Source organism: Burkholderia sp. AU28863 (assembly GCF_002223195.1).
In the GTDB taxonomy this organism is placed as follows: domain Bacteria; phylum Pseudomonadota; class Gammaproteobacteria; order Burkholderiales; family Burkholderiaceae; genus Burkholderia; species Burkholderia sola.
This window is the reverse complement of the sequence record NZ_NKFE01000005.1, coordinates 293,989-315,454: the sequence shown is the minus strand read 5'-3', so window position 1 is coordinate 315,454 and position 21,466 is coordinate 293,989. Positions and strand designations below refer to the sequence as shown.

Here is a 21,466-nt window from a genome sequence, read left to right as displayed (position 1 = left end):
GCGTTGCTCCGTAGTTGAATGCGTGAATCAGCGTGTGCCGCCGCCCGAAGCGAGCGGGCCGCCCGATGCCGCCCGCAACGCGGCGGCCGTCCGGCTCCAGTCGCGCCAGCCGACGACGGCCAGCCCGATGAACAGCGCATAGAGTCCGGCCGTCAGATACAGTTCCTTGAACACGAACATCCCGACGTACACCACATTCACGACGATCCACAGCCCCCACGACGCGATGTAGCGCCGTGCGGTCCAGTATTGCGCGACGAGGCTGAACGCGGTCAGCGACGCATCGACGAACGGCAGCGCCGCATCGGTCCAGCGCGCCATCATCCCGCCGAGCAGCGCGCTGCCGATGACCGCCGCGATCAGGTCGGGCAGCATCGTGAGTGGCCGCACGCCGGTGACAGGCGCGACATCGCCGGCCGGCGCCGCGTCGCCGCCTGCCTCGCTCGCGCGCTGCGCGAGCCAGCGCTGCCAGCCGTACACCTGCAGCACCGCGAACGCGCCCTGCAGCAGCATGTCCGAGTACAGCTTCGCGTCGAAGAAGATCCAGCCGTACAGCGCGACCGACGCGAGGCCGACCGGCCAGCACAGCATGCGCCGCTTCGCGGTCAGCCAGATCGCGAGCGCGCTGACGATCACGCCGGCGATTTCGAGTGGGGACATCGTCTGTGCTCTCCTGGTGGGCTGCCGGGGCCGCGCGTCACGCGGCCGCTTCCGGTCGGTCAGAAATCATAGGTCAACGATACGCGCGCGGTGCGCGGCGCACCGGGGAACAGGTACGCATCGCCCTGCTGCTCGCCTGCGTCGCGCCAGTAGAACTTGTTGAACAGATTGTCCACCGACACGCGCAACACCGTACGATGGCCGCCGATCTTCGTCGTATAGCGCGCGCCGAGATTGAATACGAACCACGACGGCACGCGCGCGGTGCCTTCCTCGTTCGCGTTGCGTGTGGCGCTGTACTCGACGCCGCCGAGCACGTTCAGGCCTGCGACGCCCGGCACCGCGTAGTCCGCGTACAGCGACGCGCGCAACGCGGGCACGTTGATGACCTGATGTCCTTCGTAGGCGGGCGAGCCCGAATCGACCGCGCGGGCGCGAATCGCCGCGACGCTGGCCGTGAGGCCCAGCCGCTCGGTCACGCGCCCGGCCGCGCCGAGTTCGATCCCCTGGTGCCGCTGCGTGCCGCGCTGCACGAACGTGTAGGACGTGCCCGACGCGTCCGGGTCGGCGAACTGGAACGGCTTGCTGATCGAGAACACGGCGGCCGTCAAGCTCAGCCGGTCGAGCCAGTCGTATTTCGCGCCGACCTCGATCTGGTGCGATTCGACGGGCGGCAGGAACGCATACGCGTTGGTCGCGCGCACGGGCGCCTGGTCGCCGAGCGACAGCGCCTTGCTGTACGACGCATACAGCGACAGCACGTTCACCGGCTTGTAGACGAGCGCGACCTGCGGCAGGAACACCGAGCGGTCGGTATGCGTCGTCTCGCCGTCGAGGCTGCTCCAGCTACGCTGGCGCAGCAACACTTCCTTGCCGCCCGCGAGCACCTGCCAGTGTTCGCCGATGCTGATGCGGTCGAGCCCGAACACGCCGTACTGCCATGCGTCGAGGCGCGGATACGACGGCCCCGGCGCATTGGGTGACGGCGGGAAGGTCAGGTCCGGCCCGTAGATATTCTCGCTGCCCACGTAGTCGTACACGGCGTCGGCCATGTGCACGACGCGGCGCTGCACGCTCACGCCGAGCGTCAGTTCGTGCCGTAGCGGCCCCGTCGCGAACTTGCCGGTCGTGACCGCGCGCAGATCGTCGTTGCGCCGGTATTCGCCGGGGCTGCGGAAGTCGTACACGTCGTAGTCGCCGTTCGCGCCGAAGAAGAACGGCGACGTCGCGCCGGCCGCGCAGCTTGCCGCGTACGAGCAGCCGTACGCGAACGCGCTGTTGTCGTCGATCATCGTGCGGCTGCGACCGGCAGCGATGTACGCCTTCCAGTCGTCGTTGAACTGGTAGTCGAAACGCGCGTTCAGGTTCAACGCATCGGTCGTCACCGGCTTCGCCCACGGCTGCGTGCCGAGCGCCTTCGACGTGGTCTTCACCGACGGCACGACCGTGCCGCCCAGCAACTGGTAGCCGGGCGCGGAACGCTGGATCCACTGCTGGAATTCCGCGTTCAGCTGCAGGCTCGCGCGGGGGCTGATGTCCCAGTCGGCGGCGATCGAGCCGAACGTGCGCCGTCCGTTCGTGCCGTCGATATACGAGTGCATGTTCTCCTTCGCCGCGTTGATCCGGAAACCGAACTGATTGTCCGGGCCGAAGCGGCGGCCGAGATCGACGGCCGCCGACGTCGAGCCGCGGCTGTCGACGCCGCCCGTGACGCTCGCGACGTTCGCGGAGCGCTTGGTCACGAAGTTGATCACGCCGCCCGGCGCGACGACGCCGCTATCGATGCCCGCGAGCCCCTTCAGGATCTCGACGCGTTCCTTGTTTTCTAGCGGCACGTTCTGCTCGCCGGATACCGTCAGCCCGTCGATCCGGATCGCGCTCGCGAGATCGACCGGAAAGCCGCGAATCGCGAAGCCCTCGAAATAGCCGACCGGCGCATAGTCGTTGACGACCGACGCATCGTTGCGCACGACGTCGCTCAGCCGCTTCGCCTGCTGATCGTCGATCAGCGCGCGCGTGATGACGTTCACCGACGCCGGCGTGTCGCGCAGCGGCGCGTCGTCGAGCCCCGCGACCGACGCTTCGCGCGCGCGCAACGCGTGGCCGCGCTCGCCGCTCACCGTGATCGTGGGCAGCGTCGCGTTGCCGGCCGCGTCGGCGCCCGGTGCGGCCGTGTCGCCCTGAGCCGCGGCAGCGTGCGCCGCGAAAAGCGTGACGCCGAGACCGACACCGAGCCCGACCTTCGCGCGCCGCCGCCGTGCGCGTGCCGCTGTTGTTCTATTCACCGTCATTGTTCTGGATGGAAAACTCGCCATTCGACCTGTCGAAACCCGAAACCCGAAAACCCGTTAGGAAGCTGCGAAGCGTGCGTCCGCGAACGCCGCCGCGCCCGTCGCCGGACGCGTTCCGTCGACACGATATTCATCGGACGAACCAGACCCTGCGGCGTGCAAGCGGGCCGGCCGGTCGGAACAACGCAGGATGGGACATCGGATTCGGATGACGCGCCGGAAGCCGATGCAGCGGCCGACGGATTCGTCGGGTGCCTGTCGGGCGGCGGCTGCGTCACGCGGTCGTGTCATGCGGGGGACGCTTCGAACGCCCCGGTTCGGGCGGCGGGCAGTCGCGCCGGCCGTTCATCGGAACGGCGGCCTGTCCGTCGCGCGCGACATCGCGGCGTGGCGCGCATTTTACCCCGGGCGGGGCGAAGGACCGCCGAATCGGGCGGAACGGGAAACGGGGAAGGCGGGAACGGGGGCAGGCGGTTCGGGCGGCGCGACAACGGTGGCGATGCGGTCGCGATTCCCGCGGCGTGTGCCGACGCTGAAACCGGCGTCATCGTGCGCCGGTCGGGCAACCGCAAACCGGAGCGGGAATGGCGGCCCGCTACCGGTTCACCGGCTGTTCGCTCAGAAGCCCTGCATCGTCACGGTCGGATCGACGACCAGATGCACGACGCCGTAAATGACCGCGCCGACCAGCAGCGCAAGCAGAAGCGCCACGAACGGCAGCAGCGTGAAGTTGGCGTTCGCGAGATCGTTCGCGTGCGCCTTGCTGTTGCGTACGCCGAAAAAACTCCACAGGACCAGGCGGACCATGCCGAGCAGTTTCATGATGGGCTCCTTTATCGAATCGGTTGACGCTATCGTCGATCCGGACGGCATCCGAAAAAAGAAGCAGTTGCGCGTGCTTTTCGCGCAGCAGGCCATCTGCGGCCGCAGGCCGCAGGTGCGTCAGCGGTCGAGCACGAGTGGCGCCGTGGCCCCTTGCGCGGGCCGCGCGACACACAGCAGCGCGCAGCCGGGTTCGACCGGCGCATCGGGCGTTTGCTCGTAGTCGACCGCGCCGGACAGCACGCGCGTCGCGCACGTGCCGCACGACCCGGAGCGGCATTCGGACGGCACGGCCACGCGCTGCCCTTCCGCGAATTCGAGCAGCGTGCCGTCGGCGGGCGTCCACGCGGCTTCGCGCGCCGTGCGCCGGAACACGACGGGCACGCTTTCCGTCGCGGGCGGGGCAGTTGCCCGGGCCGCACTGCGCGAGACACTCGACGGCCCGAACGCCTCGAACCGGATGCGCTCGTCCGGCACGTTCAGCGCGCGCAGCCCGTCGTACAGGTCGCGCATGAATGCTGACGGCCCGCACAAATAGAAATCGTAATCGTCGAATGAAAGGATCCGCTTCAATTGCCCGATGTTGATGCGGCCGGCCCGCGCAATTGAGCCTTCGTGAGGATGACTGTCGAACCAGTGAAGCGACACGCGTGCATCGGTGGCCGCGATGCGCACCAGTTCCGCGGCGAATGGCCGGTCGGCCGCTTCGCGTGCGCCGTGCACGAACACGACGCGACGCGACGGCGTGTCGTCGGCCAGTGCCCGGCGCAGCATCGCGACCATCGGCGTGATGCCGATGCCGGCCGACACCAGCACGGCCGGGCGCGGGCTTGCGAGATCGAACGTGAAGCGGCCGCGCGGCATCTGCGCGTCGAGCGTCATGCCGGCCTGCGCGTGATCGTGCAGCCACGCCGATACGCGTCCTTCGCGCTTCACGGTGATCCGGTAGTGTGCGCCGCCCGGCGCGTCGGACAGCGTGTAGCTGCGCATCGTCGGCGCGTCGCTGCCCGGCAGCGCGATGCGCAACGTCAGGTGCTGACCGGCTTCGTAGGCCGGCAATGCGCCGCCGTCCGCCGGTTCGAAATGAAACGACCGGACCGCGCGCGCTTCGTCGACGATCTTCGCGATCCGCAGCGACCGCCATGCGGGCGTCGATGCCGGCGCGGCCGCGGACGGCGCAGATCCGGCCGTTGTCGCCGCGCCACCCGACGACGCCGCCATCGCCGCGAACTGCGGCGCGCGCTCGACCGCCGACCACCGGAACGGCAGCACCGCCCGCATGCGCCGCACTTCCCGCACGTGGAAACGCACGACGCGCTGCGCGCCGTCGAACGACGCGACGACCGGGCCGTCCCACACGATCTCCGCGTGCCCGGCGACATACAGCACATCGCCGCTGTCGAAATCGACGAACAGCAGCCCCGCGCGCGGATCGTGCTGCAGGTTGCCCAGCGTATTGAAGAACCGGTTGCCGCTGAAATCGGGCGTCGTCAGCGTGCGCGCATCGTCGACGCGCACGAAGCCCGGCATCCCGCCGCGATGCGACACGTCCGCGCCGCGCGCCGCGCCCGCGTCCGCTGACGTGTTCGCACTCGCGACGAAGAACGTATCGGCCTGCTCGAGCAGCGCGCGGTCGGCGTCGCTCAGTGCATCCGATACGTCCGGCGCGACGGACGCCCCGACGTCCCGCGCGATGAAAGTCGGCTTGCGGCCCTGGATGTACTTCGCACAATTGCCGAAGCTCTGCTCGACCGCGATCGTCAGCGCATCGCCGTCGGCCGCGCGCACGACGCCGTTCACGCGATTGCGCCGTCGCGTATCGAATTCGATGCCGAGCCCGCCGAGCGGTGCGCCCGCCTGCCACGCGCCGGCCAGCGGATCGCCCGGCAGCGCGCGCGCCGCGATGCGCAGCGTGCGTGCATCCGGCGACGTGACGAAACCCGGCGCACCGACCCGCAGCGTCGCCCACGGCTGCCCGCTTGCATCGACGCCGCCGAGCACGAAGAACGGCAGTTGCGCGAAAAACGTCCGGTGCTGATCCGGCATGAAGCGCCGGATTCCGCGCCGGCCGGCCGCGCCCGCCGCGTCCGTCACGCCTGCGCGCTGCTGCACGGCAAGCTCGCCCGCGTGAAACGGCGCGGTATCGAGTTCCCAGCCCGGTACGACGGCGGTCGGCGCATTCATCGCGTTCTCCTGAACAGGCGCGGCGGCAGTGAGCGTCAAGCGGCAAGCAGGCCCGCGCGCGTCGTCGGCATCGCGACGAAGCCCGGCAGCGCCTCGATACGGGCCAGCCAAGCACGCACGTGCGGATACGGTTCGAGCGACACGCCGCCTTCCGGCGCGTGCGCGATGTACGTGTACGCGGCGATGTCCGCGATCGTCGGCTGCGCGCCGGCCGCGAACGGCTTGCCGGCCAGCTCGCGATCGATCACGTCGAGCACCTTCGCGGCCGTGCGCTTGGCCGCTTCCGGGTCGAGCTGCGCACCGAACACGGTCACGAGCCGCGCGGCCGCGGGGCCCGATGCGATCGGGCCGGCCGCGTACGACAGCCAGCGCTGCACGACGGCCGCGCCGACGGGATCGTCGGGCAGCCAGTGCGCGTCGCCGTAGCGCTTCGCGAGATACACGAGGATCGCGTTCGAATCGGCGATCACGGTACCGCCGTCGTCGATCACCGGCACCTGCCCGAGCGGATTCAACGCGAGGAACGCCGGTTCGCGCTGCGCGCCGGCCGCGAGATCGACGTCGATGGTCTTCGACGGCAACCCGAGCAGCGACAGGAACAACCGGACACGGTGCGCGTGCCCGGACAGCAGGAACGAATAGACGCGGATCGGCGAGGCGGGCTTGCTGGCGGCAGACATGGAAACACTCCGGAATCTCGCGCCGCCGGGGATCGGCGACGAACGACTCCAGCGTAGCGCTCGCCGTTCGTCACCGGAAGACGGATAATCGCGGAAACATTCTCCGCTTTCATAGGACAATCGACGATGGCCGATCTGCGCGACGTGAACCTGAACCGGCTGGCGATCTTCGTCGCGGTGGTCGACGCCGGCTCGCTGACGGCCGCGGCCGAGCGGCTCGGCCTCGCGAAGACGGTCGTCAGCACGCACATGCAGCGCCTCGAATCCGAGGTCGGCGCGAACCTGCTGGTGCGCACGACGCGGCGGCTAAGTGTGACCGATGCCGGCCGCGTGTTCTACGACGCGTGCCGCGATATCGTGCGCGCCACCGAAGCCGCGCTCGACGCGGTGTCGTCCGACGCCGGGCCGCTGCGCGGCACGCTGCGCGTGAGCGTGCCGATCGACTATGGCGCGCTGGTGGTCGCGCCGGCCGTCGTCGCGCTGCGCGACCGGCATCCGGCGCTCGCCGTCGAACTCGTCGCGAACGACCGCGTCGTCGATCTCGTCGCGGACAACCTCGACGTCGCGATCCGCATCGGCCGTCTCGCCGATTCCAACTATCGCGCGGTGCAGCTCGGCACCTACGAGAAATGGCTGGTCGCGAGCCCGGCGTTCGTCGCGCGGCACGGGCTGCCGCGCGATCCCGATGCGCTCGCCGCGCTGCCGTTCGTGATGCTGTCGTCGCTGCCGCGCCCGCATACGCTCGAACTCGATAACGTGCGCGGCGGCCGAGCGTCGGTGCGCTGCGTCGCGCCGGTGGTGTCGAACACCGCGACCGCGTGCCGCGCGATCGTGCTCGCGGGCGGCGGCTTCGGGCTGCTGACGGATTTCTCGACCGCGGACGACGTCGCGGCCGGCCGGCTCGTGCGGCTGCTGCCGGGCTGGCATACGGCGCCGGCCGGGATCCATGCGGTGTATCCGTCGACGCGGCTGCCGTCGCCGAAGGTGCGGGCGTTTGTCGAGGCGATGAAGGCGAGGCTTGGGGAAACGCCGATCGCGCCCACGAAGAGACGCTCACGCTCGAAATAGCAAAAAAACGGAGAAAGGCAGAGGTCCGCCTTCAATACGCCTGCATGAGCCGTCTCATGAGCAACGACTTCAAATCCCTACGCGTATCGCACACGATATGCACATGGATCGTGTCGCCGCGCACGTCGTAAATGATGCGATTCATTCCGGCAACGACTTCGCGATACTGACTGAGGTTGATATGCGCGAGCTCGTCGGGAATCCGGCCCTGAGCAGGAAAGGCACGAAGCGACGCGATGGCATCCTTGATCTGGCCATAGCTCGCCTGCCAGGTTTCCGAACCGAAATTCGACAGGAGATAACGCTTCAACGTCTTCAGATCTTCTTCCGCCGAACGAAGAACGACAACGCGTAACGTCATTGATCATCATCCTTGTCGAGGTCGGCGAAAACATCCTCGACAGGACGAAAGTGACCTTGGTCGATCTCGCGGTTGCCCAGCGCAAGCAATTTCAGCAGCGCGAGTGTCTCTTCATGCTCCTCATACGACTTGACGTCCATGACGACGAGCTTCGCCTCGCCGTTCTGGGTGATGAGCATCGGCTCGCGGCTCTCCGAGATGTCCTTGACGATCTCGGCCGCGTGACTCTTGAGATAGCTGATCGGTTTGACTTGAGTGGAGAATTTCATGGAATGCGTCCTTTGGCCGGGCACCGGATGAGACCGATTATAGTCTGAATTCGGTCTTGCTCAGGCGAGGATAGTCGACCGATCACCGCGTCCTTACCCACCCGCTTCCCCCAACGTCCCCAACAACACCTTCCTGCAACTGGCGATCATCTGCGCCTCCGGATCGCGATATTCGGTCAGCAGCCACGCCGCGCCGACGTTCGTCATCGCGCCCACCAGCGCGAGCCCGATCAGCCGCTGCTCGGTGCGCTCGGCCGGTGTGACGGCCTCGCCCGGCGCGCCGATCGCCATGATCAGCTTGCCGAAGTCGATCAGCATGCGCTGATACGTCATGTCGGTATCCGCGCTCACGCCCATCACCTCGAGCAGCAGCACGCGCGCCGCGCACGGGTCGCGCAGAAACGCGAAGAACGCGGCGAGTCCCGCGTCGACGCGCTCGCGCAAATCGCCGCCGCGCGCGGCGACCGCCTGCGCGACCGCGTCATGCAATTGCTGCGCGTGATGCAGGTAGGTGCAACGCAACAAATCCTCGGTGCTGTCGAATGCCGCATAAAAATAGCGGTCGTTCAGCTTCGCTTCCTGGCAGATCGACCGCACGGTCGCCTTGCGAAAACCCACCGTGCCGAACACGCGCGTCGCCGCGCGGATCAGTGCGTCGCGCCGCTCGGCGGCCCGCACCTCCGGCGCCACGCCGCCATACGACCGCCCCTTTTTTTCCGTTTCGAGTGCTTTCTCCATTCCGCTATTTGACATCAGGACACCCGAAAACTAAAGTGGTGACGAACAACACCACAATAGATGCGCCGCCGGTACAGCGCAAGCGGAACGGGAGGAACGACGGATGAAGGGATTTTCCGGCAAGGTCGCCGCGGTCACGGGCGCCGGTTCGGGCATGGGCCGCAGCCTCGCGGTCGAACTGGCGCGGCGCGGCTGCGAGGTCGCGCTCGCCGACGTCGACGATGTCGGGCTCGCCGGCACGGCGGCCATCTGCGCGCGGCACGGCGTGCGTGTGAGCACACGGCGGCTCGACGTCGCCGACCGCGACGCGGTGTTCGCGTGGGCCGATTTCGTTCGGGCCGAGCACGGCAAGGCCAACCTGATCTTCAACAATGCGGGTGTGTCGCTGGCCGCCAGCGCCGAAACCGCACGTCTTGCCGATCTCGAATGGATCGTCGGCATCAATTTCTGGGGCGTCGTGCACGGCACGCAGGCGTTCCTGCCGCATCTGCGCGCGTCGGGCGACGGCCACGTCGTCAACACGTCGAGCCTGTTCGGGCTCGTCGCGATGCCGACGCAAAGCGCGTACAACGCGACCAAGTTCGCGGTGCGCGGCTTCACCGAGGCGCTGCGGATGGAGCTCGAACTCGACGGCGCGCCGGTGAGCGCGACCTGTGTGCATCCGGGCGGCGTCGCGACGAACATCGTCGACGCGGGCCGCGTCGACACCAGCATCCACGCGCTGACGGGCCAGGACGAAGCGACCCATCGCCGCCAGGCGAACCGCCTGATCAACGCGACGACGCCCGACGAAGCCGCGCGGCAGATCCTCGCGGGTGTCGAGCGCAATGCGCGCCGCGTGCTGGTCGGTGCCGACGCGCGCCGGCTCGACCGGATCGCGCGGCTGCTCGGCGCCGGTTACCAGCGGCTGATGCTGCGCCACGTGCGCCGCGCCCGCGCACGCAACCTCGAACGCGCGCACGCTCCGGCCGCGCGCCCGACCACGCCGACCCAGGACCCCGCATGATCTCGACGACGACCGACCGGCACGACGCGCCGCCCGCCGCCGACGCCCGCCACGACGGTGACGATCACCGCGACCTCGACGTGCTGATCGTCGGCGCCGGCCTGTCCGGCATCGGCGCCGCGTATCACCTGAAGCAGCGCTGCCCGCATGCGAGCGTGGCGATCGTCGAGGCGCGCGACGCGATCGGCGGCACCTGGGACCTGTTCCGCTATCCGGGCGTTCGTTCGGATTCCGACATGTTCACGCTCGGCTACAGCTTCCGTCCATGGCACAGCGACAAGGCGATCTCCGACGGGCAGACGATCCTCGACTACATCCGCGACACCGCGCGCACCTACGGCATCGACAAGATGATCCGCTACGGCCGGAAGGTCGTCGCGGCCGACTGGGATTCGAACCGCGCGCGCTGGACGGTCCGCGTCGAGCGCACGCGGGACGGCGCGACCGACACGCTCGTCTACACCTGTCGCTTCCTGTTCATGTGCAGCGGCTACTACGATTACGACGCCGGCTACCTGCCCGACTGGCCAGGCATGGACACGTTCAGGGGCAAGCTCGTGCATCCGCAGCACTGGCCGAAGGACCTGTCGTACGCGAACCGGCGCGTGGTCGTGATCGGCAGCGGCGCGACGGCCGTCACGCTGGTGCCGTCGATGGCGGCCGACGCACAGCACGTGACGATGCTGCAGCGCTCGCCGACCTACATCGTGTCGCTGCCCGCGCGCGACAAGATCGCGAACGCGCTGCGCCGCGTGCTGCCGTCGCGGCTCGCGCACCGGCTCGTGCGCGTGAAGAACGTGCTGCTGACGATGTACCTGTACAACGTGTCGCGCCGCAAGCCCGACCGGACGAAGCAATTCATCATCCGCGCGGCCAGCAGGCAGCTCGGCCCCGACTTCGACGTCGCGAAGCACCTGACGCCGCGCTACATGCCGTGGGACCAGCGCGTGTGCCTCGTGCCGAACGGCGACCTGTTCAAGGCCATCCGCGCGGGCCGCGCATCGATCGTCACCGACGAAATCGAGCGCTTCACGCCGACCGGACTCGCGCTGAAGAGCGGCCAGCAGCTCGACGCGGATGTGATCGTCACCGCGACCGGGCTGAAGGTGAAGATGCTCGGCGGCGCGCGCGTGACGGTCGACGGCCGCGCGGTCGATTTGCCGGAAACGGTGTCGTACAAGGGAATGATGTACAGCGACGTGCCGAACCTCGCGTCGTCGTTCGGCTACACGAATGCATCGTGGACGCTGAAGGCCGAGCTGATCGCGCGCTACGTGTGCCGGCTGCTCAACCACATGCGCGCGAACGGGTACGACACATGCGTGCCGCGGCTTGGCACGGGCGATCTGGGCGACGTGCCGGCCGTCAACCTGAGCTCGGGCTACATCCAGCGCGCGGCCGGCATCCTGCCGAAGCAGGGGCACCGCAAGCCGTGGAAATTTCACCAGAACTACGTGCTCGATCTCGCGTCGCTGAAGTTCAGCGCGCTCGCCGATTCCGCGATGCATTTCGAGCGCCGCGCCCGAACCGGCCCGGCCGCCGCCGCCGCGCCGGCAGCCGAACCCGCACTCGACACCCGCTGAGGCCGACATGACTCCTACGCTCCACCTGATCCAGAACGTGCTGCTCGGCGTCGTCGCGGTGCTCGCCGCGCTCGCGCTGTTTTCCGGCTACGTGGCCCGTCGCGTGACGCGCGCGTTCCCCCCCGAAGGCCGCTTCGTCGACATCGACGGCGATCGTATCCACTACGTCGAATACGGCAACGGCCCGCCGATCGTGTTCGTCCACGGGCTCGCGGGGCAATGGCGCAATTTCGCGTACCTGCCGCTCACGCGGCTCGCACAACAGCATCGCGTGATCCTGATCGACCGCCCGGGCGCCGGCCGCTCGCTGCGCGGCGCGGCCTCGCAGGCGAACGTGTTCGCGCAGGCCCGCACGGTGGCCGCATTCATCGACGCGCTGCAGCTCGACAAGCCGGTACTGGTCGGCCACTCGCTCGGCGGCGCGATCGCGCTCGCGGTCGGCCTCAACCATGCGGACCGCGTGAGCCGGCTCGCGCTGATCGCGCCGCTGTCGCACGAGCAGACCGAGCCGCCCGCGCCGTTCAAGCCGTTGATGCTGCCGTCGCCGCTCGTGCGCCGTTTCGTGTCGTGGACCTTCGCGATCCCGCTGACGATCCTGACGGGCCGCAAGGCCGTGCGCCAGGTGTTCGCGCCGGAGGACGTGCCGCGCGACTTCCCGGTCAAGGGCGGCGGCCTGCTCGGGATGCGCCCGCACGTGTTCTACGCGACGGCGACGGACCTGTTGTCGGCGCCCGTCGACCTGCCTGCGATGGCGCGCCGCTACGCGGAGCTCGCGCTGCCGGTCGACGTGCTGTACGGCCAAGCCGATCCGATCCTGAACTGGCGCGAGCACGGCGACGCGCTCGCGAAGAAATCGGCGCGCGTGCGGCTGAAGGTCGTCGACGGCGGGCACATGCTGCCGGTCACGATGCCCGAGGCGACGGCCGACTGGCTGCTCGAAGTCGCCGCCGCGCCGGCCGACGTTGCGGCACAGCCCGTGCGCATCGCGTAGATCGCGGCGACGAAGCGCGGCCTGTTCCGTGGCGGGCAGCCGACGCCGCGACGGAATCAGGCTTCGTCGTCGGGCATCGACAGCCCCCGCTCCGTGAGCACCTCGCGCGCGCTGCGAAACGCCTCGACCGCGGCCGGCGCCCCGGCGTACAGCGCGCTGTGCAGCAATACCTCGCGGATCTCGACGAGGCTCGCGCCGTTGTTGAGCGCGCCGCGGATGTGCCCCTTCAGCTCCGTGCCGCGGCCGAGCGCCGCCAGCATCGCGCACGTGCACAGGCTGCGCGTCTTCAGGTCGATCCCGCCCCGCTGCCACGTGCTGCCCCACGCATGCTCGTTCAGCCAGTTCTGCAGCGGGCGCGAGAATCCGTCGAGGTCGCTCATCGCGCGCTCGACGAACGCCTCGCCCATCACGTCGATCCGCCGCGCCTTGCCGTATTCCCTGTCCTGTTCGCTCATGTCGGTGTCCTCGTGGTTGGCGTCGTGGCCGCTGCTGCGCCGCCGGCGGCCGGGGGGTTCGCGTCATGTTCGGCGGGACGGCGCGTTTCGTCAAAGGTGCGGGCCTCGGTTCGCGGCCGCGCGCGTCACGTGCGGTCGAACGCTACGTAACATCCCGTCGCGCGTTACGGCGCCTTACGGGAACATCGCAGCCGCGACGTTCGCGCGCCGCGCGTGCCTGTCGCGCGAAACCGCCATTCCTCCGTTTAAATCGCATCGATATACCCGATTCCCGCAACAAATCACGACACCGTTTTGCGAAACATGCCGTGGCGCGGAATTTGCAGTGAAGGCTTGGACACACTTCCAATGTCGAGGCCAACATGCACATTCTCTTCAAGAAGACGACGGTAACGATGGCCGTCTCGTCACTGCTCGCGCTGTACGGCTGCGGCTCGGTCGATGGACCGACGACGCCGACCATCAAGCCGAGCACGTCCGGGACAAGCGGCACGTCGGGGACTTCCGGAACATCGGGCGGCGGTTCGTCGGGGACGTCGGGCGGAGGTAGTTCGGGGTCGTCGGGGACTTCTGGCACTTCCGGCACCTCGGGTACGTCGGGCACCTCCGGTACGTCAGGCACTTCCGGCACGTCGGGCACCTCCGGTACGTCAGGCACTTCCGGTACTTCGGGTACTTCGGGTACTTCGGGTACTTCGGGTACTTCGGGTACTTCCGGTACGTCGGGTACTTCCGGCACGTCAGGCACTTCCGGCACGTCGGGCACCTCCGGTACGTCGGGCACCTCCGGTACGTCGGGTACTTCCGGCACGTCAGGCACTTCCGGCACGTCGGGCACCTCCGGTACGTCGGGCACCTCCGGTACGTCGGGCACCTCCGGTACGTCGGGTACTTCCGGCACGTCGGGCACCTCAGGTACGTCAGGCACTTCCGGCACGTCGGGCACCTCCGGTACGTCAGGCACCTCAGGTACGTCAGGCACCTCAGGTACGTCGGGCACTTCCGGTACTTCCGGTACTTCGGGCACATCAGGCACTTCCGGTACGTCAGGTACGTCAGGCACCTCCGGCACCAGCGTCACCCCCCTCGGCAATGTCCTTCAGCAATCCGGCAACCTCGTGACGGCGCTCGGCACGACGGTCGTGAACGGCGGCGCCCAGATCGGCGGCGTGCAGATTCCCGGCACGAACGCGACGACGGTCAACAGCGTCGGCAACGCGGTCAGCAGCCTCGGCAACGGCGTGCAATCGCTCGGCAACGGCGTCGCGGCCGGCCTCGGTTCGATCGGCGTGTCGCCGAACCCGCTCGGGCCGACGCTCACGTCGACCACCGGCCTGCTGACCGGCGCCGGCGGCGCGGTCAACAACCTCGGCAATGCCGTGACGAGCCTCGGCACCGGTCCGCTGTCGCCGCTCGCGCCGGCGACGACCCTCGTCGGCAGTCTCGTCAACACGGTCGGCACCGCGGTCAACTCGACCGCATCGGCGCTGAACACGGCGCTGAACAGCGCGCCGGTCCAGCAACTCGAGACGCAGCTCGGCAGCGTGATCAACCCGATCACGAACACGCTGACCGGCGGCGTCACAACGCCGGGCGTCACGCAGACGCTCGGCAACGCGACCCTGCTCGGCGCCCCGCTCAACGGCTTGCTGAGCACGCTCGGCAGCGGCCTCGGCCTCGTCGGTTCGCAGGTCGGCGGCGCAACCGGCAACCCGGTCGGCACGAGCGCCGGCAGCAGCGTGTCCCAGCTCGGCAACACGGTGGCATCGGCCGGCGGCCTGCTGTCCAGCGGCAGCTCCAGCAGCGGCACCAATCCGCTCGCCCCGATCACGGGCGTGCTCGGTTCGCTGACGGGCGCACTCGGTGGCGGCAGCTCGAGCGGCTCAGGCGGCACGAGCGGTACCAGCGGCGGCCCGCTGGCGCCGATCACCGGCCTGCTCGGCACGGTAACGGGTGCGCTCGGCAGCATCGGCTCAAGCGGCACCGGCGGCACCAGCGGGACGAGCGGCGCAGGCGTCGGCGGCCTGCTCGCGCCGGTCACCAACCTCGTCAACTCGCTGACGCCGCTCGGCGCGAGCCTCACCGGCACCGTCACGACGCCGGGCGGCAACGTGTCCGGCGCGCTCGGCGGCGTGCTGACGAGCGGCCCGGTCGGCACGCTCACCGGTGCGCTGGGCACGCCGGCCGGCTCGGCCGGCGCCGTCGGCACGGTCAGCCCTGGCGGCGCAACGGGCACCGTGACGACGCCGGGCGGCAGCGGCTCCGTGGTGACCGGCCTGACCGGCGGCACGAGCGGCGGCGCCGCGAGCGGCACCGGCAACCTGCTGTCGCCGGTGACGAACCTGCTCGGCGGTCTGCTGGGCGGCGTCACCAAGAAGTAAGCCTTAACGCATCACGTATCAGAACGACAGGCCAATGGCCGGGCGCGCATCCATAAACAGCCCGGCCGACGGCCGGCGTCACCCGCCAAGCGGGGGCGCCGGCCCTCATCCCTACGAGGATCCGATCATGAATTCCACGCTCGACGGCATCGTCGCCGCCCCGGACCGCCCACCCCGTTCCGCCACGCCGTTGCGCGCCGGCCTGCTCGGCATCGCGGCCGGACTCTTCGCGCTATGGGTCACGCGCGACCACCCGGCCCTCGACGCGGCCACGCGCGCCGTCATCGCGAGCCTCGCGATCATCGGCACGATCGCACTGCACGAACTCTTCATCTCGCGCGTCTACCTGCGCCCGAGCGCGGGGCTGTCGCGGCAGGCCGTCCGACCGCTCGGCATCGCGCGCGTGGCCACGCGACTCGGCGCGCTGACGTCGATCTATGCGGGCATCGGCGCGATCTACTGGCTGCTGCCCGAATACCACGGCGCGTTCTACCTGCCGTTCTGGTCGCTGCTGCGCGCGCTCGCGCCGTACGTGATCGTCGCCGCGCCGTTCTACTTCGCGTGGATGGATCGCCACCAGCGCGAGACCGACGACGCGTACCTGCTGTGGGGCCGCTTCCTGTTTCGCCGCGAGCGGCCCGCGAGCTGGAAGCCGGTGCGCGAGATGCTGGCCGGCTGGGGCGTGAAGGCGTTCTTCCTGCCGCTGATGACCGTCTACCTGTCGAAGGACGCCGATCACCTGAGCGCGTCGCTCGCGAACGCGATGCATGCGCCGATGACGATCGCGACCTTCGTGTTCATGTACGACCTGTCGTTCACGATGGACCTGATGTTCGGCACCGTCGGCTATCTGTGCACGTTCCGCATCCTCGACAGCCACGTGCGCACCGTCGAGCCGACGACGCTCGGCTGGGTCGCCGCGCTGATCTGCTACCAGCCGTTCTGGTCGCTGATCTCGAACAACTACATCCGCTACGAAGGCTCGCTGTTCTGGGACAACTGGCTGCTGTCGGCGCCGACGCTGCGCGCGATCTGGGGCACGGCGATCATCCTGCTGCTGCTGACCTACGCGCTGTGCACGATCTCGTTCGGGCTGCGGTTCTCGAACCTTACCAACCGCGGAATCATCACGTCGGGCCCGTACCGCTTCACGAAGCATCCGGCGTACATCACGAAGAACCTGTCGTACTGGATGGTGTCGGTGCCGTTCGTCGAACCGCTCGGCTGGCAGATCGGGCTCATGCACTGCGCGGGGCTCGTCGCGGTCAACCTGATCTACTACACGCGTGCGAAGACGGAAGAGCGTCATCTGATGCGCGATCCCGACTATCGCGCGTATGCGGAGTGGATCGCGCAGCACGGGTTGTTCGCGCGAATCCGGCACGCGTTCGGCGGGCGGCAGGCGGTGTGACGCGCCGCTTCCCGGCCGGGCCGCCGATGCATCGACCCGGCCGGCACGCACACACACGGGTTCATCCGCGCGTGCGCTTCGACACGGCGAGCGAGACGACGCATGCCGTCGGCATGACGAAACAAAACGCCGCCAGCGGCCACGGCGTATCGCCGGGCAGCGCCAGCGTCACGAACGTGCCGGCACCGCCGACGATCAGGCTCTGCACGCAGTAATACAACGCGACCGCCGTCCCCGCCGCGTCGTCGAAATCCCGAAGCGCACCGTTCGCCGTCACCGACGACATCAGCACGATGCCGATCGCGACGATCCACATCGGCATCACGAACGCGACGAACGACGGCGCCATCAGGGCCGTGCACGCCGCTAGCGCGATTGCGCCGGCCATCATGACGCCCGCGCCGCGCACAAAACAGCCCGGAATCCCCCAGCTCGACACACACCCTCGCGCAAAGCGCGCGGCAACGATCATCACGATCGCCACGGTGGCGAACGCCGCGCTGAATTCGGTGCGGGAATAGCCGGCCTGCCCGACCAGCACACGCGGCGCAATCGAAAAGAACACGAAAAATGCGCCCATGGCCGTGCCGAAACCGAACGAATAGACGAGGAAAGACGGACTGCGCAGGATCGATACGACGGGGTACCGCGGCGTGCCGCCGGCTCGTCGCCGCGTTTCGTGCCAACGCGACGACGCGCGGCCGAGCGCCAGACATCCGGCGCCGCCGAGCATCACGAAAATCGCGCGCCAGCCGAAACCGTGCGCAATGCCCGCGCCGAGCATCGGTCCGAGCGCCGGGACGAACGCGAGGATCGCGCCGAACTGGCTGTAGAGGGTGCTGCCTTCCGGACGGTCGGCATAGACGTCGCGCACCGTTGCAAAGGTCGCCACGAGCGCGGCGGATGCCCCCAGCGCCTGCAGCAGGCGCAACGCGACGAATACGCCGCCGCTTCCCGCCATCGCGAGCGCCAGCGAACTCGCCGAGAACAGTAACGCACCGCCCAGGAGCACGGGGCGACGTCCGAACCGGTCCGACAGCGGGCCGAACACCAGCTGGCCGAGGCCGAGGACGACCATGTAGACGCTCAGCGTCAGCTGCACGATGGCGGGCGACGTGTGCAGCGCCGTCGGCATCTCCGGCACCACCGGCAGATACACGTCCATCGCCAGCGACGCGAGGAGATCGAAAGGGGCCATCAGCAGCAAGGCCGACGGCAGCGAATAAGCCCACGCGGGCGTGGTTCGGGTTTGATCAGGCATGACGAAGCATCCGCTCGGAAAAAGGGAAATCCGGCGGCAATCTGCCTGCTGAGTCATCGACGAGAGGAGATCGCCGCAACAACCGGGTGAAGCACGTTGTTGCGGCTCAGCGATCCGTGGACGGGCCCGCTCCCATGGTCAGACCCTTGTGGGGTTCGTTCGCGGTGAAGTGTATGCGATTTCGACGCATGAACAAGGGCTGCTGTCGGAAACCGCTGCGCGATCAACTGCGGCCTTCGCGGCGAATCGTGGCGTGCCCACAGCCCCCATGCGGCCAATTGCCGCGAAACACCGCGATTCCTCGCGTTTCATCGCTTTTCTCCGTCAGTCCGATTGCCCGCCCGTTGCCCGTCGCGTATGGTGCTGACCGTCCGCGCGCGCCCGTCGCCCGGACGCCCGACCGTCGTCCCGCACGACGGCCGTGCGGGCCGTGCCCGCCGCTCACCGTCTCCGCGACGCCGCCCGTCGGCGCCGCGCATTCAAGAGGAAAGAGGCGTGATCCACAAAGTCCTGATCCTGTTCGCACTCTGCATCGCGGGCCTCGCCGCGATCGCCGCCGGTTTTCAGCACATCCCCAGCTGATTCGCGGCCCCGGCTCGCTTCGCCGAGCCCGGGGGCCGCTTCCATTTCCGTTCCCCCCGTTGCCATGAAACCCTTTCTCGATGCGCCCGGGACGGGCGCCTTTTGCCATGCGTATCGACGTACAGCATTCCCAACACGACATCGACGACGAACTCGACACCTTGTATGAACGCCTGCACCAGCCGGGCCATCGCCTGAACGGGCTGCCGGCCGTCGCGCTCGGCCGTTCGGGCCTGATCGTCCGTCACCGTGAAGCCGACGGCGAATATTTTCTTTACGTCGAGGATCCGGTGGCCCGCCAGCTCGCCGGCTATACGGTGTTCAACCGGCTTCCCGACATCCCGCGCCGCGCGGATCGCTACCTGCGCGCGCCGCATACGCGGCTGCGCGGCTCGGCGCAACGCAAGGGGCTCGCGACGACGCTGTATCGATGGGGGCTTGACGCGGGCCTGTGCCTGATCAGCGGCGCGCGCCAGTCGGTCGGCGCCGCGCAGTTGTGGACGGCGCTCGCGCAGGATTACGCGCATGGCTTCGTCGACGTCGAAGGCCGCGCGCTGCATTATCTCGGCGAAGCCGTCGCCGACGACGTACACGGTGCGCTGCATACGCGGCGGCTGTTGCTCGGGAATGGATGGACGCTCGGTGAACTGGCGCAAGCAACCGGGATGACCGGCGTCGATGCCGCCGAGGATGCGAACGGGAACGTGCGGCGCGGGGAACACGAACGACATCCCGTGCGGAGCGTCGGCCACGCGCGGCCCGTCGCTCACATGGCTCACGCCCCGATGCGATAATTCGCCGGAGCCGCGCGCCGCCGCCGCGCGAGCCACCCACCCACACGTTCCGCGATGGCCAACGAAACCCGAACCGCCTCCGAGCGCCGCATCGACATCGTCGCGCTTTGCGGCAGCCTGCGCGCGCAGTCGTACAACGCCGCATTGCTCGACGCAGCCGCACTCGTCGCACCGCACGACATGCATATCGCGCGCTTCCATCGTCTCGGCGAATTCCCGTTGTTCAATCCCGATGCCGAATACCCGACGCCCGTCGCGGTGCGCGATCTGATCGACCGCCTGAACGCGGCCGACGGCATCGTCATCGCGAGCCCCGAATACGCGCATGGCGTCACGGGCGTGATGAAGAACGCATTGGACTGGGTCGTGGGATGCGAGGCCGTCGTGTACAAGCCGGTCGCGGTGCTGAACGCAGCGCCCCGCGCGACGCATGCGGACGCGGCGCTACGGGAAACGCTGTCGGTGATGTCGGCGCGGATCGTCGAAGATGCATCGATCGCACTGCCGATCCTCGGCAGCCAACTCGACGCGGCGGGCATCGCCGCCCATCCGCCGTTCGCGTCGGCGCTCGTCGAAGCATTGCACGCGCTGCGCACGGTAATCGACGCCCCGGCTGCCGACCGATAGGCGATCCACCCGCTGAACGCGTGCGCCGTGGCGTTATCGCGCCTTGGCGCGCGTCGTCTTTTTCGCCGGTTTGGCCGCCTTCGCGCGCGGCGCTTCCTTCTCGGGCTGCGTGCCGCCGCCCGCGAGATCCTCGAGCCATGCGAGCGCATCGACGTACGACAGGAACTGCTGCAGGTATTCCGGCGACAGCTCGCGCATCGTCGCGAGCGAGCGGTGCACGAGGCTGTTCGAATTGAGCGGCCCCGCGTTGCGCGGCACCTGGTCGAGCGACTGGCGATACTGCTGTTCGGTGCGGACCTTCGACCACATCGCGCGGAAGTAGTCGACCAGTTCGGGATCGATCCCGCGCCGGTCGGCCTGCGCATCGCGGCCGAGCCCTGCGACGAGCGCGGCAAGCGCGCCACGCGCGGGCGCACCTGCCGCGGCCTCCACCGTCTCGCGCGTAGCTTCGGCTTCACCGGCGCGCGCGACGATCTCCGCAAACCCTTCGATCAGCGTTGCAAGCCGCGCATCGACCAACGCACGCGCGTCGCCATCGAGTACGGCCGCGCGCTTCTCGAGCGCGTCGATCCGGTGAAAGCGCACCGGATCGAGCCGGTCGGCGCCCTGCTCGCGCCAGGCGTCGAGCGTCGCGCGCACCTGCGTCGCGTCGCCCGTCACTTTGCCTTTCCTCCGTTCGACGCCGACTTGCGCGGCACCGGCGCGATCTCCACGCGGCGGTTCTTCGCGCGGCCTTCGTCGTCCGCATTCGAGCTGACCGGCTGCTCGGAGCCGAACGCGGCCGCGAACACCGACGACGCCGGCACGCCGGCATCGATCATCGCGCGCGTCACCGTCAGCGCGCGCTTGGCCGACAGTTCCCAGTTGTCCGCGAACAGGCGGTTGCCGGCGTGCACCTGCTGGTCGTCCGCGAAGCCGCTGATCATCAGGATCTCGTCGCGCGTCTTCAGGTATGTGGCGAGCGGGCCGGCCAGCGTCTTCAGCAGGTCGCGGCCCGCGGGCTGCAACTGGTCGGAGTTCAGCGCGAACAGCACGTTGCCGCTGATGCCGATGCGCCCGTTCACGAGCGTCACGCGGCCGGCCGCGAGCGGCCCGGCGAGCGCCTGTTCGAGCGACTTGCGCTGCTGCGCCTCGAGCTGGCGCGCGCGCACCGCTTCCTCGAGCTTCGACGTGAGCTGGAGCTGCATGCCGATCACGCCGACGAGGATCAGCACGAACGCGCCGAGCAGCACCGACATCAGGTCGGCGAACGCGGGCCACACCGGCGCCGATTGCGCGCCGCCGTCGATTTCGTCGTGCATG

20 protein-coding genes are annotated in these 21,466 nt (G+C 68.8%); 8 read left to right on the top strand and 12 right to left on the bottom strand.

What is annotated here, in order from left to right:
• Window positions 1-27: 27 nt before the first annotated feature.
• The 5 genes from pnuC to CFB81_RS17955 form a co-directional block, all read right to left on the bottom strand.
• Window positions 28-660: a nicotinamide riboside transporter PnuC gene (gene pnuC, locus CFB81_RS17980; protein WP_069617254.1), complete on the bottom strand. Its 633-nt coding sequence runs from the start codon at window positions 658-660 to the stop codon at window positions 28-30.
• A 59-nt stretch (window positions 661-719) separates the two neighbouring features.
• Window positions 720-2,951 carry a TonB-dependent siderophore receptor gene (locus CFB81_RS17975; RefSeq protein WP_089436058.1) on the bottom strand — a complete coding sequence of 744 codons (2,232 nt, stop codon included), beginning with the start codon at window positions 2,949-2,951 and terminating at the stop codon, window positions 720-722.
• A gap of 618 nt (window positions 2,952-3,569) precedes the next feature.
• The gene (locus tag CFB81_RS17965; RefSeq protein ID WP_050014477.1) at window positions 3,570-3,773 is read right to left on the bottom strand and encodes a DUF2970 domain-containing protein; all 204 of its coding nucleotides are present in this window, start codon (window positions 3,771-3,773) and stop codon (window positions 3,570-3,572) included.
• 120 nt (window positions 3,774-3,893) lie between these two features.
• Window positions 3,894-5,957, bottom strand: a complete 2,064-nt coding sequence (locus CFB81_RS17960) for a pyridoxamine 5'-phosphate oxidase family protein (RefSeq protein ID WP_089436057.1) — start codon at window positions 5,955-5,957, stop codon at window positions 3,894-3,896.
• 35 nt (window positions 5,958-5,992) lie between these two features.
• Window positions 5,993-6,637 (bottom strand): glutathione S-transferase family protein, encoded by a 645-nt coding sequence (locus CFB81_RS17955; protein WP_023475046.1) that lies wholly within the window; start codon window positions 6,635-6,637, stop codon window positions 5,993-5,995.
• A gap of 126 nt (window positions 6,638-6,763) precedes the next feature.
• Here CFB81_RS17955 and CFB81_RS17950 point away from each other — a divergent pair, with 126 nt between their 5' ends.
• Entirely contained in the window at window positions 6,764-7,705 is a 942-nt protein-coding gene (locus CFB81_RS17950; RefSeq protein ID WP_069617251.1) for a LysR family transcriptional regulator, read from the top strand.
• A 31-nt stretch (window positions 7,706-7,736) separates the two neighbouring features.
• Here the strand turns inward: CFB81_RS17950 and CFB81_RS17945 are convergent, their stop codons facing one another.
• The 3 genes from CFB81_RS17945 to CFB81_RS17935 form a co-directional block, all read right to left on the bottom strand.
• Window positions 7,737-8,066 carry a type II toxin-antitoxin system RelE/ParE family toxin gene (locus CFB81_RS17945; protein WP_089436056.1) on the bottom strand — a complete coding sequence of 110 codons (330 nt, stop codon included), beginning with the start codon at window positions 8,064-8,066 and terminating at the stop codon, window positions 7,737-7,739.
• Window positions 8,063-8,335, bottom strand: a complete 273-nt coding sequence (locus CFB81_RS17940; RefSeq protein ID WP_069617249.1) for a type II toxin-antitoxin system Phd/YefM family antitoxin — start codon at window positions 8,333-8,335, stop codon at window positions 8,063-8,065. Before CFB81_RS17940 ends, CFB81_RS17945 begins: the two co-directional genes overlap by 4 nt.
• A 93-nt stretch (window positions 8,336-8,428) precedes the next feature.
• Complete coding sequence (locus tag CFB81_RS17935; protein WP_089436055.1) at window positions 8,429-9,088, bottom strand: TetR/AcrR family transcriptional regulator; 660 nt, start codon at window positions 9,086-9,088, stop codon at window positions 8,429-8,431.
• An 88-nt stretch (window positions 9,089-9,176) separates the two neighbouring features.
• Here CFB81_RS17935 and CFB81_RS17930 point away from each other — a divergent pair, with 88 nt between their 5' ends.
• The 3 genes from CFB81_RS17930 to CFB81_RS17920 are packed head-to-tail and all read left to right on the top strand — an operon-like array spanning window position 9,177 to window position 12,653.
• Window positions 9,177-10,079 carry an SDR family oxidoreductase gene (locus tag CFB81_RS17930; protein WP_089436054.1) on the top strand — a complete coding sequence of 301 codons (903 nt, stop codon included), beginning with the start codon at window positions 9,177-9,179 and terminating at the stop codon, window positions 10,077-10,079.
• Window positions 10,076-11,662, top strand: coding sequence for an NAD(P)/FAD-dependent oxidoreductase (locus CFB81_RS17925; RefSeq protein WP_089436053.1), 1,587 nt, complete (start codon window positions 10,076-10,078; stop codon window positions 11,660-11,662). The genes CFB81_RS17930 and CFB81_RS17925 overlap by 4 nt, the downstream gene beginning before the upstream one ends.
• 7 nt (window positions 11,663-11,669) lie before the next feature.
• Complete coding sequence (locus CFB81_RS17920; protein WP_089436052.1) at window positions 11,670-12,653, top strand: alpha/beta fold hydrolase; 984 nt, start codon at window positions 11,670-11,672, stop codon at window positions 12,651-12,653.
• A 56-nt stretch (window positions 12,654-12,709) separates the two neighbouring features.
• Here the strand turns inward: CFB81_RS17920 and CFB81_RS17915 are convergent, their stop codons facing one another.
• Window positions 12,710-13,108, bottom strand: coding sequence for a carboxymuconolactone decarboxylase family protein (locus tag CFB81_RS17915; protein ID WP_089436051.1), 399 nt, complete (start codon window positions 13,106-13,108; stop codon window positions 12,710-12,712).
• A gap of 362 nt (window positions 13,109-13,470) precedes the next feature.
• On the opposite strand from CFB81_RS17915, the gene CFB81_RS17910 reads away from it, so the two are divergent.
• The gene (locus CFB81_RS17910; protein ID WP_089436050.1) at window positions 13,471-15,489 is read left to right on the top strand and encodes a collagen-like triple helix repeat-containing protein; all 2,019 of its coding nucleotides are present in this window, start codon (window positions 13,471-13,473) and stop codon (window positions 15,487-15,489) included.
• Window positions 15,490-15,616: 127 nt separating this feature from the next.
• Complete coding sequence (locus CFB81_RS17905) at window positions 15,617-16,900, top strand: isoprenylcysteine carboxylmethyltransferase family protein (protein ID WP_089436049.1); 1,284 nt, start codon at window positions 15,617-15,619, stop codon at window positions 16,898-16,900.
• Window positions 16,901-16,961: 61 nt separating this feature from the next.
• On the opposite strand, the gene cml is transcribed toward CFB81_RS17905, so the two are convergent.
• On the bottom strand, window positions 16,962-18,161 hold the full coding sequence (gene cml, locus CFB81_RS17900) for a CmlA/FloR family chloramphenicol efflux MFS transporter (protein ID WP_089436048.1): 1,200 nt from the start codon (window positions 18,159-18,161) through the stop codon (window positions 16,962-16,964).
• 689 nt (window positions 18,162-18,850) lie between these two features.
• On the opposite strand from cml, the gene CFB81_RS17895 reads away from it, so the two are divergent.
• Window positions 18,851-19,537: a histone acetyltransferase gene (locus CFB81_RS17895; protein ID WP_179235998.1), complete on the top strand. Its 687-nt coding sequence runs from the start codon at window positions 18,851-18,853 to the stop codon at window positions 19,535-19,537.
• A 54-nt stretch (window positions 19,538-19,591) separates the two neighbouring features.
• Window positions 19,592-20,164, top strand: coding sequence for an NADPH-dependent FMN reductase (locus CFB81_RS17890; RefSeq protein WP_089436046.1), 573 nt, complete (start codon window positions 19,592-19,594; stop codon window positions 20,162-20,164).
• Window positions 20,165-20,197: 33 nt separating this feature from the next.
• Here CFB81_RS17890 and CFB81_RS17885 read toward each other — a convergent pair whose 3' ends face one another.
• Window positions 20,198-20,824, bottom strand: coding sequence for a DUF2894 domain-containing protein (locus CFB81_RS17885; protein WP_089436045.1), 627 nt, complete (start codon window positions 20,822-20,824; stop codon window positions 20,198-20,200).
• Window positions 20,821-21,465, bottom strand: coding sequence for an OmpA family protein (locus tag CFB81_RS17880; protein ID WP_069621492.1), 645 nt, complete (start codon window positions 21,463-21,465; stop codon window positions 20,821-20,823). The genes CFB81_RS17885 and CFB81_RS17880 overlap by 4 nt, the downstream gene beginning before the upstream one ends.
• Window position 21,466: the final 1 nt, after the last annotated feature.

Coding starts and splice junctions, on each gene's coding strand:
- pnuC (WP_069617254.1), bottom strand. CDS start 660: ATGTCCCCACTCGAAATCGCCGGCGTGATCGTCAGCGCGCTCGCGATC.
- CFB81_RS17975 (WP_089436058.1), bottom strand. CDS start 2,951: ATGACGGTGAATAGAACAACAGCGGCACGCGCACGGCGGCGGCGCGCG.
- CFB81_RS17965 (WP_050014477.1), bottom strand. CDS start 3,773: ATGAAACTGCTCGGCATGGTCCGCCTGGTCCTGTGGAGTTTTTTCGGC.
- CFB81_RS17960 (WP_089436057.1), bottom strand. CDS start 5,957: ATGAATGCGCCGACCGCCGTCGTACCGGGCTGGGAACTCGATACCGCG.
- CFB81_RS17955 (WP_023475046.1), bottom strand. CDS start 6,637: ATGTCTGCCGCCAGCAAGCCCGCCTCGCCGATCCGCGTCTATTCGTTC.
- CFB81_RS17950 (WP_069617251.1), top strand. CDS start 6,764: ATGGCCGATCTGCGCGACGTGAACCTGAACCGGCTGGCGATCTTCGTC.
- CFB81_RS17945 (WP_089436056.1), bottom strand. CDS start 8,066: ATGACGTTACGCGTTGTCGTTCTTCGTTCGGCGGAAGAAGATCTGAAG.
- CFB81_RS17940 (WP_069617249.1), bottom strand. CDS start 8,335: ATGAAATTCTCCACTCAAGTCAAACCGATCAGCTATCTCAAGAGTCAC.
- CFB81_RS17935 (WP_089436055.1), bottom strand. CDS start 9,088: ATGTCAAATAGCGGAATGGAGAAAGCACTCGAAACGGAAAAAAAGGGG.
- CFB81_RS17930 (WP_089436054.1), top strand. CDS start 9,177: ATGAAGGGATTTTCCGGCAAGGTCGCCGCGGTCACGGGCGCCGGTTCG.
- CFB81_RS17925 (WP_089436053.1), top strand. CDS start 10,076: ATGATCTCGACGACGACCGACCGGCACGACGCGCCGCCCGCCGCCGAC.
- CFB81_RS17920 (WP_089436052.1), top strand. CDS start 11,670: ATGACTCCTACGCTCCACCTGATCCAGAACGTGCTGCTCGGCGTCGTC.
- CFB81_RS17915 (WP_089436051.1), bottom strand. CDS start 13,108: ATGAGCGAACAGGACAGGGAATACGGCAAGGCGCGGCGGATCGACGTG.
- CFB81_RS17910 (WP_089436050.1), top strand. CDS start 13,471: ATGCACATTCTCTTCAAGAAGACGACGGTAACGATGGCCGTCTCGTCA.
- CFB81_RS17905 (WP_089436049.1), top strand. CDS start 15,617: ATGAATTCCACGCTCGACGGCATCGTCGCCGCCCCGGACCGCCCACCC.
- cml (WP_089436048.1), bottom strand. CDS start 18,161: ATGCCTGATCAAACCCGAACCACGCCCGCGTGGGCTTATTCGCTGCCG.
- CFB81_RS17895 (WP_179235998.1), top strand. CDS start 18,851: ATGCGTATCGACGTACAGCATTCCCAACACGACATCGACGACGAACTC.
- CFB81_RS17890 (WP_089436046.1), top strand. CDS start 19,592: ATGGCCAACGAAACCCGAACCGCCTCCGAGCGCCGCATCGACATCGTC.
- CFB81_RS17880 (WP_069621492.1), bottom strand. CDS start 21,465: ATGCACGACGAAATCGACGGCGGCGCGCAATCGGCGCCGGTGTGGCCC.